Origin of the sequence: Mesobacillus boroniphilus (assembly GCF_018424685.1) — a bacterium.
GTDB classification, from domain to species: Bacteria; Bacillota; Bacilli; order Bacillales; family Cytobacillaceae; genus Mesobacillus; species Mesobacillus boroniphilus_A.
In genome coordinates this window covers 51,548-65,610 of sequence record NZ_QTKX01000004.1, presented here as the reverse complement: position 1 = coordinate 65,610, position 14,063 = coordinate 51,548, and the positions used below count along the sequence as shown (strand labels likewise).

General features: G+C 43.3%; 16 protein-coding genes and 1 rRNA gene. 5 read left to right on the top strand and 12 right to left on the bottom strand.

Going from position 1 to position 14,063, the window contains the following annotated elements:
• Window positions 1–85, bottom strand: a 16S ribosomal RNA gene (locus DYI25_RS21195); the annotation flags it as partial.
• A 301-nt stretch (window positions 86–386) separates the two neighbouring features.
• Complete coding sequence (locus DYI25_RS21190; protein ID WP_102264883.1) at window positions 387–614, bottom strand: hypothetical protein; 228 nt, start codon at window positions 612–614, stop codon at window positions 387–389.
• Window positions 615–759: 145 nt separating this feature from the next.
• Between DYI25_RS21190 and pdaB the strand changes: the two genes are divergently transcribed.
• Complete coding sequence (gene pdaB / locus DYI25_RS21185; protein ID WP_213372666.1) at window positions 760–1,512, top strand: polysaccharide deacetylase family sporulation protein PdaB; 753 nt, start codon at window positions 760–762, stop codon at window positions 1,510–1,512.
• An 8-nt stretch (window positions 1,513–1,520) separates the two neighbouring features.
• On the opposite strand, the gene DYI25_RS21180 is transcribed toward pdaB, so the two are convergent.
• The gene (locus DYI25_RS21180) at window positions 1,521–2,192 is read right to left on the bottom strand and encodes a KinB-signaling pathway activation protein (RefSeq protein WP_213372664.1); all 672 of its coding nucleotides are present in this window, start codon (window positions 2,190–2,192) and stop codon (window positions 1,521–1,523) included.
• Between the two features lie 148 nt (window positions 2,193–2,340).
• Here DYI25_RS21180 and gerD point away from each other — a divergent pair, with 148 nt between their 5' ends.
• The gene (gene gerD / locus DYI25_RS21175) at window positions 2,341–2,982 is read left to right on the top strand and encodes a spore germination lipoprotein GerD (protein ID WP_213372662.1); all 642 of its coding nucleotides are present in this window, start codon (window positions 2,341–2,343) and stop codon (window positions 2,980–2,982) included.
• Between the two features lie 170 nt (window positions 2,983–3,152).
• On the opposite strand, the gene DYI25_RS21170 is transcribed toward gerD, so the two are convergent.
• From DYI25_RS21170 to DYI25_RS21160, 3 genes are all read right to left on the bottom strand, one after another.
• Window positions 3,153–4,208 (bottom strand): Mrp/NBP35 family ATP-binding protein, encoded by a 1,056-nt coding sequence (locus DYI25_RS21170; protein WP_249745611.1) that lies wholly within the window; start codon window positions 4,206–4,208, stop codon window positions 3,153–3,155.
• Between the two features lie 315 nt (window positions 4,209–4,523).
• Complete coding sequence (cwlD, locus tag DYI25_RS21165) at window positions 4,524–5,240, bottom strand: N-acetylmuramoyl-L-alanine amidase CwlD (protein ID WP_213372660.1); 717 nt, start codon at window positions 5,238–5,240, stop codon at window positions 4,524–4,526.
• 76 nt (window positions 5,241–5,316) lie between these two features.
• Window positions 5,317–5,760 carry a YbaK family protein gene (locus DYI25_RS21160; protein ID WP_213372658.1) on the bottom strand — a complete coding sequence of 148 codons (444 nt, stop codon included), beginning with the start codon at window positions 5,758–5,760 and terminating at the stop codon, window positions 5,317–5,319.
• Window positions 5,761–6,018: 258 nt separating this feature from the next.
• Here DYI25_RS21160 and DYI25_RS21155 point away from each other — a divergent pair, with 258 nt between their 5' ends.
• The 3 genes from DYI25_RS21155 to DYI25_RS21145 all read left to right on the top strand — a co-directional run bounded on the left by DYI25_RS21155 (window position 6,019) and on the right by DYI25_RS21145 (window position 8,715).
• On the top strand, window positions 6,019–6,984 hold the full coding sequence (locus DYI25_RS21155; RefSeq protein ID WP_213372656.1) for a S8 family peptidase: 966 nt from the start codon (window positions 6,019–6,021) through the stop codon (window positions 6,982–6,984).
• Window positions 6,981–7,754: an endonuclease I family protein gene (locus DYI25_RS21150; RefSeq protein ID WP_213372654.1), complete on the top strand. Its 774-nt coding sequence runs from the start codon at window positions 6,981–6,983 to the stop codon at window positions 7,752–7,754. Before DYI25_RS21155 ends, DYI25_RS21150 begins: the two co-directional genes overlap by 4 nt.
• Before the next feature lie 268 nt (window positions 7,755–8,022).
• On the top strand, window positions 8,023–8,715 hold the full coding sequence (locus tag DYI25_RS21145; protein WP_213372652.1) for a hypothetical protein: 693 nt from the start codon (window positions 8,023–8,025) through the stop codon (window positions 8,713–8,715).
• A 794-nt stretch (window positions 8,716–9,509) separates the two neighbouring features.
• On the opposite strand, the gene rpsI is transcribed toward DYI25_RS21145, so the two are convergent.
• The 6 genes from rpsI to DYI25_RS21115 form a co-directional block, all read right to left on the bottom strand.
• Window positions 9,510–9,902: a 30S ribosomal protein S9 gene (gene rpsI / locus DYI25_RS21140; RefSeq protein ID WP_023626399.1), complete on the bottom strand. Its 393-nt coding sequence runs from the start codon at window positions 9,900–9,902 to the stop codon at window positions 9,510–9,512.
• 20 nt (window positions 9,903–9,922) lie between these two features.
• The gene (gene rplM / locus DYI25_RS21135) at window positions 9,923–10,360 is read right to left on the bottom strand and encodes a 50S ribosomal protein L13 (protein ID WP_167834111.1); all 438 of its coding nucleotides are present in this window, start codon (window positions 10,358–10,360) and stop codon (window positions 9,923–9,925) included.
• 168 nt (window positions 10,361–10,528) lie between these two features.
• The gene (gene truA / locus DYI25_RS21130; protein WP_213372650.1) at window positions 10,529–11,299 is read right to left on the bottom strand and encodes a tRNA pseudouridine(38-40) synthase TruA; all 771 of its coding nucleotides are present in this window, start codon (window positions 11,297–11,299) and stop codon (window positions 10,529–10,531) included.
• A gap of 5 nt (window positions 11,300–11,304) precedes the next feature.
• Window positions 11,305–12,102, bottom strand: a complete 798-nt coding sequence (gene cbiQ, locus DYI25_RS21125; protein WP_213372648.1) for a cobalt ECF transporter T component CbiQ — start codon at window positions 12,100–12,102, stop codon at window positions 11,305–11,307.
• Window positions 12,099–12,968, bottom strand: a complete 870-nt coding sequence (locus DYI25_RS21120) for an energy-coupling factor ABC transporter ATP-binding protein (protein WP_213372646.1) — start codon at window positions 12,966–12,968, stop codon at window positions 12,099–12,101. The genes cbiQ and DYI25_RS21120 overlap by 4 nt, the downstream gene beginning before the upstream one ends.
• Window positions 12,944–13,783, bottom strand: coding sequence for an energy-coupling factor ABC transporter ATP-binding protein (locus DYI25_RS21115; RefSeq protein WP_213372644.1), 840 nt, complete (start codon window positions 13,781–13,783; stop codon window positions 12,944–12,946). Before DYI25_RS21115 ends, DYI25_RS21120 begins: the two co-directional genes overlap by 25 nt.
• Window positions 13,784–14,063: the final 280 nt, after the last annotated feature.

Below are 14,063 nucleotides of genomic sequence, written 5' to 3'. Positions count from 1 at the left end.
GCAAGCTAATGAAGATCCGCTCGACTTGCATGTATTAGGCACGCCGCCAGCGTTCGTCCTGAGCCAGGATCAAACTCTCCAAGAAAGAGTTATGAGTTAGCTCATAAAGTTAAAACGTTGGCTCATGTTCTTCTATAATAGAAGTCATGATAATTTATTGTTTGTTGACGCTTGTTTGTTTAGTTTTCAAAGAACAATTATTGTCTTGCCGCTCAGAAGCGACCTTCATAATATAACATGTGACCGAATTAATGTCAACCACATTTTTTATTATTTTTACCGCTTATTCACCGTATAACCGGTGGCTCAGCAGCGACGTTTATTAATATAACAGGATAATTTATTTCCGTCAACAAAAATTACGAAAAAAGTTTTCTTATTGTTTATTAACCTTTATACATGCTTTTCTTAGCCGGCATATACTTAAGGCATTCTTTTGGCGATGCTACTCTTTTAAAAAGCGAAAACAATATTTGATATCTTTCCTTCATTGATCTTTTTACTACATGATCAATACGATCATCCTTCAGATCGAATAGGATTTCATCCATTTCCCTTTTGATTAAGTATTCTAGCTCTTTCAGTTCTTTTTCATTGATCAGAACACCAAGCATACATCCACTCCTGTTCATTTTTCACATAGTGGTTGTAGTGTTATCTTTTTTCGGGATTTTTATAATCTGTTTTTTTATTATCATATCTTTTGGATTTGCGGAATAAAAATGAGACAAGGAGTGCATTGGACGAGGTGGTGAGAAAATGAATTTCTTTTATGTAATGAATGCGAAATCAATTAAAACAGCTTTTGTCATCGTAATTGCAGCCTTTTTTACAGCTTGGTTCTTTTACATGGAAAACATGGTCCAGATTCCTGCTTTTTCAGCAAAGGATGGCCCTAAAGCCATCTATAAAGGAGAAAAGGATTTAGCACTGACCTTCAATATTGGCTGGGGCGATGAAAAAGCGGAACCGATTCTTAACGTTCTTAAGAAAGAGAAAGCAGGAGCTGTCACCTTCTTCTTGTCAGGATCGTGGGCAGAAAGGCATCCCGACTTGGTAAACCGGATGGTGAAAGAGGGCTATGAAATTGGCATGCTGGGCTATGAGTATAAGGATTATACCGATCTTGAGGAAGATAAAATCAGACGCGATATCCTAAAGGCCCAGGAAGCATTTAAAAAACTCAATGTTAAGAATATTGAGTTGCTGCGCGCCCCTACTGGCCATTTTGATCAACGCACCTTAAAAATTGCCGAGCGACTCGGGTATACAGTCGTCCACTGGAGTCTTGATACAAAAGATTGGACGAATCCTGGTACTGAGGTAATTGCCGAAAATGCTGCAAAGGCAAAAAAGGGAGATATTCTGTTAATGCATGCTTCTGACTCAGCTAAACAAACAGCTGAAGCACTGCCTCTGGTTTTAAAAGATATCAGGTCGAAAAATTTGAAGATGGTCACGGTTTCAGAAATGGTCGCTAATGGTGACTCTAAATCTGCAGAAATAAAATAACCGTCCAACTATGCGTTGGACGGTTTTTTTTGTGCTTTTTTGTTTGTTTTTGCTTTAACCTTTTCTTCAAGGGCTTTTCGCTCTTCTAGTGATTTTTGGTTAAGCCTTTGCAAAACTAACAGCTGATAGGCATTGCATGCTAATAATGGAAATAGCATGAGATAAAGCCAGCTATGTTCGTTAACCCTTAAAACCGGCACCCATTCAATCACCGTTACGACAATCATGAAAAATAAAGCTGGGATAAAAGCTTCTTTATTGGTTTGCTTTACCTTCAGAAAAGACACAATGAGTCCAGTGACCAGGACTATTACCGCAAGGCCTATATATGACATGAGGCTCTCTCCGCTTTCCGCAAATGCGTTATAGCGCAAATAAACGAGGTCAAACAATACAAAGGCGATCAACAGGATTTGTACGGCATTCCATAGAGATTTGAAAATTCCAAGACCAAAACGGTGAACGGTTAAATACGCAAAGAAACCCATTTGGCTAAGAATACTAAATATAAGACCCACACCCATTAGCCATACTAAAATTGAAAGGAATTCAAGAATGTTAAAATCACTTAATAGTTGCTGGAATTCATCCCAGCGGACAATAAAACCAACCACAGCAGTTGTCACCGCTCCAACAACCAGGGTGGTGAGAAATAAATGTACCCAATTACGGCTTGTCACGATTTTTTCCCCCAAAAGAAAATTAAACTTCACCATTTGATTGTACCAATGCGGGTTTGAAAAATCTAGGTGTCGTTATTCGTGTATAACAATTTGTCATTTTACTCATCCTAAAATTAGGGCTGTCTATGTGAAAGGGGAATGGAAGATGAAAAAGATCATGAAATTTATACTCCCTGCAACCTTTTTACTTTTAGCTGCCGGCTGCGCTGCTCCAGCCGAGTCAGCAGGGGGGCAAGTCGATTATGAGGAAACAAAGAAAATGGTTGTCGACATCCTGAAGACTGACGATGGCAAAAAAGCGATTCAGGAAGTCATGGGTGACGATGGCATGAAAGAAAAGTTAATAATGGACCAGCCGGTCGTAATTGATACAGTTGAAAAAACTCTGACCTCCGAAAAAGGCATGGAGTTTTGGAAAAAATCCTTTGAGGATCCAAAATTCGCTGAGAGCGTTGCAAAAAGCATGAAGAAGGAAAATGAAAAGCTGTTAAAGGATTTGATGAAGGACCCAGAATACAAGGGCATGATGATGGAGGTAATGAAAGACCCGGAACTTGAAAAAGAATTGACCACATTGCTAAAAAGCAAAGAATACCGGGAACATTTGCAAAAAGTCATGACCGAAACTTTTGAAAGCCCATTATTCAAAGCGAAACTGCAGGCATTGATTGTCAAAGCCGCTGAGGAAATGCCAACCCAAAAGTCTGAAGGAGACTCCGAAGAAGGCGGCGGTGGTTCTGGTGGCGGTGGCGGCGAAGAATCAGGCGGCGGTTCTGGAGGTCAATAAATAAGGACAGGCCTTTTGTCAGCCCCGAAAGCGATCGAGCTGGATATTTTAAAAATAATTAACGAGCCTCTCCTGTTATGGAGAGGCTCGTTTTATTACCGAATAAGAAAGTATAAATTTACTTCGAGAATTGTCTAGCTCCAGGGCTGACCAAGGCGCTTGCGCTTTTCTTACTTCCCAAGCATTTGGATAACTTGCTGGGCAATATTCGTATAAATAGCGCCAATTTTATCGTCTTCCTGATAAATGGATGGTGCGAAGTCTTCTTCATTCCAGGTTGGCTGGCCTAATGGAAGTTTGCCTAACAGCTTGGTATTAAGCTCGTCCGCCAATTTATCGCCGCCGCCTTGTCCAAATACATATTCTTTTTCCTCAGTCAGCTTGCTTTCAAAGTAAGACATGTTTTCAATGACACCAAGGATTTCATGTTCTGTTCGAAGCGCCATCGCACCTGCACGCGCCGCAACGAATGCCGCCGTTGGATGAGGTGTAGTAACAATGATTTCTTTACATGATGGCAGCATGGTGTGTACATCCAATGCTACATCCCCTGTTCCTGGTGGCAAGTCCAATAGGAGATAATCCAGCTCTCCCCACTCTACTTCATTGAAGAAGCTGTTCAGCATTTTGCCGAGCATCGGTCCGCGCCAGATGATTGGTGCGTTATCTTCCACAAAGAATCCCATAGAGATGACTTTTACTCCATGTCTTTCAACTGGGATGATTCTTTCTCCTCTTACAACCGGACGTTTCGTGATGCCCATCATGTCAGGAACACTGAAACCGTAGATATCCGCATCAACAAGTCCAACTTTCTTGCCTAAACGGGCAAGAGATACTGCAAGGTTCACGGATACAGTAGATTTCCCTACCCCACCTTTTCCGCTCGCGATTGCAATGAACGTTGTTTGGCTATTAGGAGATAGCAGGCCTTCCTCTTCTTCAGGAGCCGCTGTCTGGAATTTTGAAAGAGCTTCTGCTGGCAGTTCAGAGAATCGCAAGCCCACAGATGCCGCTCCAGCGCTTTTTAAAATATTGACAATTTCCGTTTGTAGCTGCAGTTGTTCTGCAGTACCTGTTTTTGCGATGGCAATTTTAACGCTTACATGGTTCTTCTCTTCTTTAATCTTGATTTCTTCGATTGCATTTATCTCTTCGAGTGTTTTATGTAAAAATGGTTCTTTAAGGTCCTTTAAACTTTCACGCACCTTAGCTTCAGTTAACATAATGACACCTTCCTCTGTAAATATTTTATCTCTAAAGACAGTATAACATATTGATAAAATACCTAAGTGTTAAACCTATCACACATTTCTGAAAGATTTTTTCACCAGAACAAAAAGCGCAAGCGCCTCGTTCAGCCCCGACAAGCGCTGGAGGGCCGGCCGGTGAAGTCGTTCTTCGACTTCATTGGGTGGACCGAAGCGACTCGAGGGGCTAGGCGCTGGAGCTGGATTAAGAACCCTACATGTAGTTATCCACAACTAAATAATTTTATAATTTCCTAAACAATAAAGAAAAGAAGGATCCAGGACCCTTCTTTATTTTTCCCAAAATTTCTGTTCATCTGTAAAGTATCGGAGCATGCCGTCGTAAATGGAGGCAGCTACTTTCTCCTGATAAGCTTCATCTCTCAAGTTTGCGGCTTCCTGAGGATTGGATAAAAACCCTATTTCGACCAAAACTCCGGGTTTATTGGTATGCTTCAATAAATAGATACTGTTCGCCGCCTTTGCATCCCGATCTGTATTTTGAAGGTTTCGTCGTAATTCGTCCTGGATTAGTTTGGCGGCTCGTTTGTTTTCTTTGTAATTTGTAGCGTAGAACGTCTGCGCTCCCTTCCATTTTGATGATGGGATTGCATTCAAGTGTATCGTTGCAAAAAAATCGGCCTCGGACTCGTTAATCAAATCCAGGCGTCTTTTTAAATCCTGGACCTTTCGCTTACTGTAGCCCTTGAGGCCTTTATCCGCGAGGTCTATATCTTTTTCGCGCGTCATGATGACGAGGGCTCCTTGCTGCTGGAGGTAATCCCGCAACTTCAAGGAAACATTAAGCGCGATATCTTTTTCAAATGGTTCTTCTTCCCCTGCCCCCGGGTCTACCCCTCCATGTCCTGGGTCAAGATAGATGATTTTCCCCGAAAGCGGCAGGTTCCATGATTCCCAAGAATCATTCTCGGTAAAATCATACTGCAGTATAAGGAACAGCACGGCAAGGCCGGCTGCAAATAAAACTATTTTAAATTTCTTCAGCATGTTCTAAACCATCCTTCCCAGCTAGTCCCTGATAATAAACTATATGGGACAGGTCGGCGGTTTAGAACAATTGCTGTTAATGCAGTCTCATCTTATATTTCTTTTCACCCTTCATGAATCCTTCTCTCCACCAGCTGTCAACATACTGTTCGCACAAATAATAAAGCTCTTCTGAACCGACTCCTTCTTCACCCTTTCCCCAGAAAAGGAAAAAGTTATATAAGGTGTCAATCAAATGCCGCTCTTCTTTTTCACAGCGGGGCTTAACGGCCTCTATTGGTTCACCGAAGTATCCAAAACGGCTGAACTTGGCACCCAGTAAATATGCTTCTATAGCTACATCGTAGCAAGCTTCTTCGATTCCTGAATTCATGATGAGATTCGAGGTCAGCCTTGATGAGCCGAAATATTGTTTCACCCTGGTTTGCAGGATGTTAATTGATAATTCACGGAGCATCGATCGCTCATATTTCACCTGTTTTTGTTTTCTTTTATCTATAAATGTCGTAACGACGTTCAAAGTAATCTCACCCCTTAGGAAGTAGTGTTTAACCTACGGAAGGGTGTAATGCAATATCCACGGACGATTCCTTTTCCAGTTTTCTCAGACGTTTACAGAATAAAATCACGGTATTAACATTAGGATGAAATGCCTAATTATGGATAGTCATTTCTAGTAAATACACTACTAACGGTACTGTTAAAAAATAGTCAGAATTGTTAGACTTATAATTACAACTAGAACTCGCTTCAATTTTATCTCTAAGGAGGGAAAGAAATGGAGCAAGGTGTTCGTGTTATTCCTTATACTGTAATTGATGAAGCAGAGGAAATCAAAGAGGTGCCAAAAGGCGTTGAGCTAATCCAGGCACCCAAGCTTTGGAACGAAACAAAAGGAAATGGAATGAAGGTTGCTGTTTTGGATACTGGCTGTGAAACAACACACCCTGATTTAAAGGACCGAATTATCGGCGGCAGGAATTTTACAGATGATGACCGCGGCAACCCTGATCTTTATAATGACTATAATGGCCACGGTACACACGTCGCAGGCACGATTGCCGCACAGGAAAATGAGTCAGGCGTTATCGGTGTCGCGCCAGAGGCGGGTCTTTTGATTGTAAAAGTGTTGAATAAGGCTGGTTCTGGCAAATATGAATGGATTATCAACGGAATTCTCTATGCCATTGAGCAGGAAGTAGACATTATCTCGATGTCGCTGGGAGGGCCAGCTGATGTTCCTGAATTGCATGAGGCAATACAAGCCGCTGTTAATAAGAATATCCTTGTAGTATGTGCCGCTGGCAATGAAGGTGATGGCGACGATTCTACTAATGAATTTGCTTACCCTGGTGCTTATAACGAAGTCATCAGTGTTGGAGCAGTGAACCTTGAAAGAGGTTCATCCGATTTTACCAACTCACATAATGAAATTGATGTCGTGGCTCCGGGTGAGCGCATCACTTCTACCTATCTAAATGGAAAATATGCGACCTTGAGCGGAACTTCGATGGCTGCTCCGCACGTATCCGGTGCCCTGGCATTGATCAAGACTCTTGCAAAAGCCCAATTTGAGCGAGAGCTGACAGAACCCGAATTGTATGCGCAACTGGTCAAGCGGACTGTGCCGCTCGGTAACTCGCCAAAGCTGGAAGGCAATGGACTCGTTTATCTGACTGTGCCAGAGCACCTTGCTGATATCTTCGACCAGAGCTTCAAAACGATGGTGATGGATGCGATATGATCCTGTCTGCTAGTGAGGCGTATATTCATAATATCGAGAATAAAACATATTATGATGCAGAGCTGGACACTCGGAGACGTCAAGAGTATTACTGTGATATTGCTTTAACATTAGAAGAGCTCCATTCGCTGCTGGTCAAAACTCATACATCCCATTTGAAGTATTCGCCTCATGAGTACGTTTATCCATGGGTGGATTTGCAGGAAAACCTTCAGTTGAAGAGCCTTTACTCTGGGCAGAATCTTGACCCAGTGGAGGTAATTGAGGAGGATCTGCGGCTCATAAATACTTTGAAAGAAGGAGGCTTCATAGCCAGTTCCGAGATACTTTTCAATACCGAACATGTTGTGCCCCAATCCTGGTTTGATGGCGATGAGCCAATGCGAGGCGATCTCCACCACTTGTTCGCCTGTGAACCTGGATGCAATAGCATGCGGAGCAACCTTCCCTATCACGATTTTGAGTCCTATGATCCCGAGTTTGCCGTTTCTGGAATAAGGACAGGCTGTGGCATGGTGGAATCAGGGCAATTTGAACCTGAGTATGGTAAAGGTATTGTTTCGAGAGCCGTGTTTTATTTTGCTTTAAGATATAAGGATGTCACCAAACTTGATACTCTAATGGACTTTGAGCTTCTGCTTAGATGGCATCAAGAGCATCCTGTTACTCTATACGAAAAGCATCGGAATGCAGCCATCCAGGAACTCCAGGGAAACCGAAACCCTTTTATTGATTTTCCGGAATTAGCTGGAGTCATGATTGCTCTATAGAAGAAAACCGCCTGATAGCGTACAAAGCTTAGGCGGTTTTTGCTGTAAATTCATGTGCTATTTGCTATTTATAAGGATTGCAGCGGTTCTCCTTTTACCCTTTTCGCTTCCCCCCCCGCGGTACCGGGTAATGCACAGCTTCCACTCCTGCACTTTGCCTCCCTCCAATACCTAAAATGATTTTCCTCTAATTTACTATTAAGGATATTGTGGAATTTTCACCAACAGGGCAAGCTAATCCAGAATAAAGATGAAGGGATGGATTTCTATGTCTATGGAATGGTTCGATCGTGTAGTTGGAGAGCTGCAGGATCATCTTGAGTCTATTTGCGAAAAATATGATCAGGAAGGTCAGATGGCTGTTGAGAGAGGCTCGAAGCATCCAAGGATTCAGTTCTTTGTGGATTATGCAGATGGGGAAAGAGACTATTTCTATATATTATATTTCGATCCGCATAATGAGGAATTCTACACGGAAACCATTGATGAAGACCTGGAGCAGCCGGCGCGTGTCATTCTTTCAGATATTGATGATATTGTCGATGCGGTTCACAACGGTTTCCACGATTACATAAACGATGAAGAGGACAATCTCGATGTCGTTTATGCAACGGAGGATGACGACACATTATATTATGAAGATGACGGAATCGATGAGGATGATGAGCTATACGTTACGGAGTTTATAGACGATGACGATATCCTCGAGGAAATCGATGTCGATTGGGAAACACCTGAGGTCACAGCCTTTTTGAAGCAGGATGAAGTCGAGGTTACCTACCAGTTCGGCCTTGTCGAGGAAACGGGAGACGGAGTCCTCCGCCGCATCAACCGGATTTGGACCGAGGATGATGAAATGGTTAAAGACGAAACGAACTTTATTTTCACAAAGGAAGAGGCACCTACTATCATCGCGATGATTGCTAGCCATATGGAATCCATGCAAGGATACGAGGGTTAAAGCATTTAGGCGGGGGCATAGAATGATGCCTCCGCCTTTTTGGGCTGGTTTCTCATCGCTTTTTGCTTTTCGGAGAACAAAATAACCAACATACTCATTGATCCAACTTACTTTCAGAAAAAAAACAGCAATAATTGCAATACAAACAGCTCGTCAACAACTGTTTATTACACTTGAAAAATTTTATTCACGCTTTTCACAATTTTATTGGCGCTTTTCACAATTTTATTGGCGCTTTTCACAATTTTATTGACGCTTTTCACAATTTTATTGGCGCTTTTCTAATTTTATTGGCGAAAATAATTTTTTATTGGCGAAAATCGAATTTTATTGGCGAACTAGAAATTCCGTGTGTTTTTTTCCAGTTAACCAGCAAATCCTCTCGGAAAGTCTTTCACACACAGATTAATACTGAGCGTTATTACCAAATCCGCTCAGTCACAGAACAAAAAGCGCAAGTGCCTCATTCAGCCCCGACAAGCGCTGGAGGGCCGACCAGTGAAGTCGTTCTTTGACTTCATTGGGCGGACCGAACTCGAAAAGCGGAGGCGACTGCCCAACTCCGACATGCGCTGGAGGGCCTGACAGTGAAGGCGTTCTTTGACTTCATTGGCAGGATCGAAGTGTCTCGAGGAGTTAGGAGCCGCAGCTAGACAAGCGACTAGAGGGGCTAGGCGCTGTAGCTAGATTAAGAAGACTACTTGTAGTTATCCACAAATAAATAAATTTTATATTTCCTAAAAAATAAAAAAGACCCCCAACCAAAAGGTTGAGAGTCTTCCGAAGCGTAGAAATTAACGCTTTGAGAACTGAGGTGCACGACGAGCGCCTTTAAGACCGTATTTCTTACGTTCTTTCATACGAGCGTCACGAGTCAGTAGTCCAGCACGCTTAAGTGTTGGACGGAATTCTGGGTCAGCTTGAAGTAACGCACGAGCGATACCGTGGCGGATTGCGCCAGCCTGGCCAGTGTATCCACCGCCATTTACGTTAACGTGGATATCGTAGCTTCCTACAGTTTCAGTAGCAACAAGCGGCTGCTTAACTACTTCACGTAGAGCTGCGAATGGGATATAATCTTCAATTTCACGATCGTTGATTGTAATTTTTCCAGTGCCTGGTACTAAACGAACTCGTGCAACGGAGCTCTTACGACGACCGGTACCGATATATTGAACCTGTGCCAAGTTAATTACCTCCTTAATAATTATCCGCGAAGTTCGTAAACTTCAGGTTGTTGTGCTTGATGTGGATGCTCGTTACCAGCATATACATGAAGCTTTTTAAACATTTGGCGTCCAAGAGAGTTCTTTGGAAGCATGCCTTTGATTGCAAGTTCAAGCATCTTTTCAGCGTAGTTCGTACGCATTTCAAGAGCTGTTCTTTGCTTCAATCCACCTGGGTGCATTGTGTGGCGGTAGTAGATTTTATCAGTAAGTTTCTTACCAGTAAGTTCGATCTGTGAAGCGTTGATGATGATTACGTGATCACCAGTGTCAACATGTGGTGTGAAAGTTGGTTTATGTTTACCACGTAGAATAGCTGCAACTTCAGTAGAAAGGCGACCTAGAGTCTTGCCTGCAGCATCAACTACGTACCATTTACGCTCGATATTGTTGGCATTTGCCATAAACGTTGTACGCATGAGTTTCCCTCCTAAATAGTCAAAAAAAAATCAAGTTCATTTTTGGTATATTTTCAAACACGATAAAGCTCTTCCGGGGCTGATCGTGGGTTTAAAATACATACATATGATATCTTAACCTGTGGTTGAGAGATTGTCAACACCAGGATTAGTTGTCATATCGTTTTTTTATAATTTATTTTCGAATTGATGATCTTCTCCGTCATAAAAAACCTTCCAAAGGTACAGTCCGTGTCCAGGAGCAGTCTTGCCGGCCTGGGTGCGGTCTAGGCCTCCGAGCAGCTGCAGCATGCTGTCGGCTGCTCTCTTGCCTGTTCCTACCTCTAGCAATGTCCCTACAAGGATCCTTACCATATTGTACAAAAATCCATCTCCGACAAACCTGAACACAAGCAAGCCTTTCTCTTCGTAAAAATCGATTTCCTTCAACGTCCTGACCTTGTCCTCTACTTCTGTTTTGGCTGAGCAAAAACTAGTGAAATCATGTGTCCCTATAAGCTGTTTGCTAGCTTCCCTCATCGCGTCAGGATCAAGTTCATACTGGAACTGGTAGGCATAATTCCGCTGGAAAGGATCCCGGTGCTTAGATAGCAGCAAAAAATAACGGTACTCCTTGCCAACTGCGTCAAAGCGCGCATGAAAATCCGGTCTGGTAATTTCAACTGAGCTAACGGCAATATCATCTGGCAATAATGAATTAAGGGCGATTTGCCACCTGGCAGGCTCAATTTCGAGCGTTGTATCAAAATGGATAACCTGGCCGCGGGCATGTACTCCTGCGTCTGTACGACCTGATGCACTGACCCTGATGCTTGTACCCTTATTCAACTTTTCCAGCACCTTTTCCAACTCACCCTGGACAGTCCTTTTGGCAGGTTGTACCTGGTAGCCGGAAAAACCGGTGCCATCGTATGAAATTGTGCATTTAATTCGTGGCATAATGATTACCCTCTTAAGACAATTAATAGAACCGTGACTGCAGCCAGGAACAGAATCAGCAAAGTATCCGGCAGGCCCCATGTCAGCTGGCGGTATTTTGTTCGTCCTTCTCCGCCCTTATAGCCACGTGCTTCCATTGCGATTGCGAGTTCCTCAGCCCGCTTGAACGAACTGATGAATAGCGGGATCAGCAATGGGACAATTGCTTTGATTCGCTCTTTGATCGGACCGCTGTTATACTCCACTCCCCTGGCAGTTTGAGCCTTCATGATTTTGTCGGTCTCCTGCATGAGCGTCGGAATGAACCTCAAGGAAATCGACATCATCAACGCCAACTCATGGACGGGGAATTTGAACTTCTTTAAAGGATTCAGCAATGTCTCCAGTCCGTCCGTGATTTCGATTGGAGTAGTGGTCAAGGTCAATAGTGACGTGATCAAAATCAGCAGCAGGAACCTTAGTGAAATGAAGATCCCCTGCCTTAGCCCTTCTTCATATATTTTCAGCCATCCCAATTCGAAGATGACATCGCCTTCTTTTGTCATGAAGATATGGAGCAGGAACGTGAAAATCACCAGCAAAAATACCGGCTTGAGCCCGCCGTATAAAAATCTTAGCGGAACCTTTGAGAGCCCTACCATAATAAGAGTATAAGCGGCCAAAACTCCATACGTAACTACATTGTTCGCGATAAAAACGACGATGACGAACAGGAAAACGGTGATCAACTTGGATCGCGGATCCACCCGATGAAGGATGGAGTCTCCCGGCACATAACGGCCAAAAATCATTTTCTCCATCATTGTGGACCGCCCCCTTCCATAAACTCTGCTACCATTACAGCGAGTTCTTCCTCGGAAAGGCTGATTTTGCTAAATTTAGTTTTGAAAGCTTCTTCGATCTTTAACTGCAATCCAACTACTTCGGGTACATCGAGGCCCAATTCAATCAATGCCTTGGGATCCGAGAAAATATGGTCAGGAGTTCCTTTTGTAAAAACCTTCCCTTGATGCATGACAACTATTTCATCCGCATAGCGGGCAGCATCTTCCATGCTGTGGGTAACGAGAACAGTAGATAAATCTCTTTTTTTATGAAGTGAATAAAATAAGTCCATAATTTCTTTGCGTCCGCGTGGATCCAGCCCCGCAGTAGGCTCGTCCAAAACAATGACCTCTGGCTCCATTGCCAGTACTCCAGCAATCGCCACACGGCGCATTTGCCCGCCTGAAAGATCGAATGGTGATTTTTCAAGGATTTCTTCAGGTAATCCGACCAGATTGATTGCGGTTCTTGCCCGTGCCTTCGCTTCCCGCTCAGTAACGCCAAAATTCATCGGGCCAAACATAATATCTTTTTCGACCGTCTCCTCGAATAACTGGTGTTCCGGGAACTGGAAGACAATGCCCACCTTTTCGCGGACACCCTTCAAATTTTTCTCTTTCCTGCCAGCCTTGATTTCCCTGCTGCCGATTAGTACAGAGCCTTTAGTCGGTTTCAATAGAGCATTCAAGTGTTGAAGGACTGTAGACTTCCCTGAACCCGTATGGCCAATAACCGCAAGATACGTTCCGGAAGGTATATCGATGGATACATCTGAGATAGCGAGGCGCTCGAATGGCGAATCAGCCTGGTAACGATATTCTACATTTTTGAGTGAGATGTCCATAATTCCGTCACCAGCTCTTCTTCTGTTAAATAAGATTTATTAAGGGCAATTCCTTTTTCACGCATGATCTTGCTCATTTTTACAGGGAAGGGAATATCCAGCCCCAGCTTAATCAGCTCTTCATCCATTTCAAAAATTTCCTCGGGGGTTCCTTCACGGTATAGCTCCCCTTTGTTCATGACAATGATCCTATCAGCTTTCGCAGCTTCTTCAAGATCGTGGGTAATCGAAATGACCGTTATGTTCTCACGATCTTTCAGCTCACGAATGGTTTCTATCACCTCTGCACGGCCTCTTGGATCGAGCATGGATGTTGCTTCATCCAGAATAATGATTGACGGCTGCAATGCCAGGACACCCGCAATGGCAACACGCTGTTTTTGGCCGCCAGACAGATGGTGCGGCTCTTGATTTAGAAAGGTTCCCATATTGACTTTATCAAGTGAAGACTGCACGCGCTCTACCATTATTTCTCTTGGTATGCCGTGATTTTCCAGACCAAAAGCCACATCATCCCTAACCGTCGTTCCAACAAACTGGTTATCAGGATTTTGAAAAACCATTCCTACATTTCCTCTGACATCCCAAACTGTATCCTCTGACAAAATGATCCCACATACCTCAATCGAACCTTCGTGCGGAAATTGAAGGCCGTTCAAAAGCTTTGCAAGCGTCGATTTTCCAGAACCATTATGCCCGACAATCGCCAGCCACTCTCCTTCTAAAATATCAAAGCTGATATTTTTTAATGCGGGAGTCTGCTGCCCTTCATAACTGAAAGATACTTTTTCAATTCTAACTAAGGGTTTACTCATCTCCGCCCTCCTCTCAACTCTTCTTAACTGACTCTTCTCTTTATATTTGCCATTGCTATTATACAAAAATATCTTTGTATATAAAAAAAGCCTGCACCTCTCCCCGGGCGGAAGCAATCCGCAAACTGCAGGTCCTTAAAGGCCTGGGGGAGAAGTGCATGAGCTAGACGAGACAGGCAGAACAGCTCCGGTTAAAAAATAGATGAACCATCTATCCCTTAGCGATTCAGGAATGGCCTGAAGTAACCGGCCGATGGGGCCAGTGAACTCTTCTTTCCTA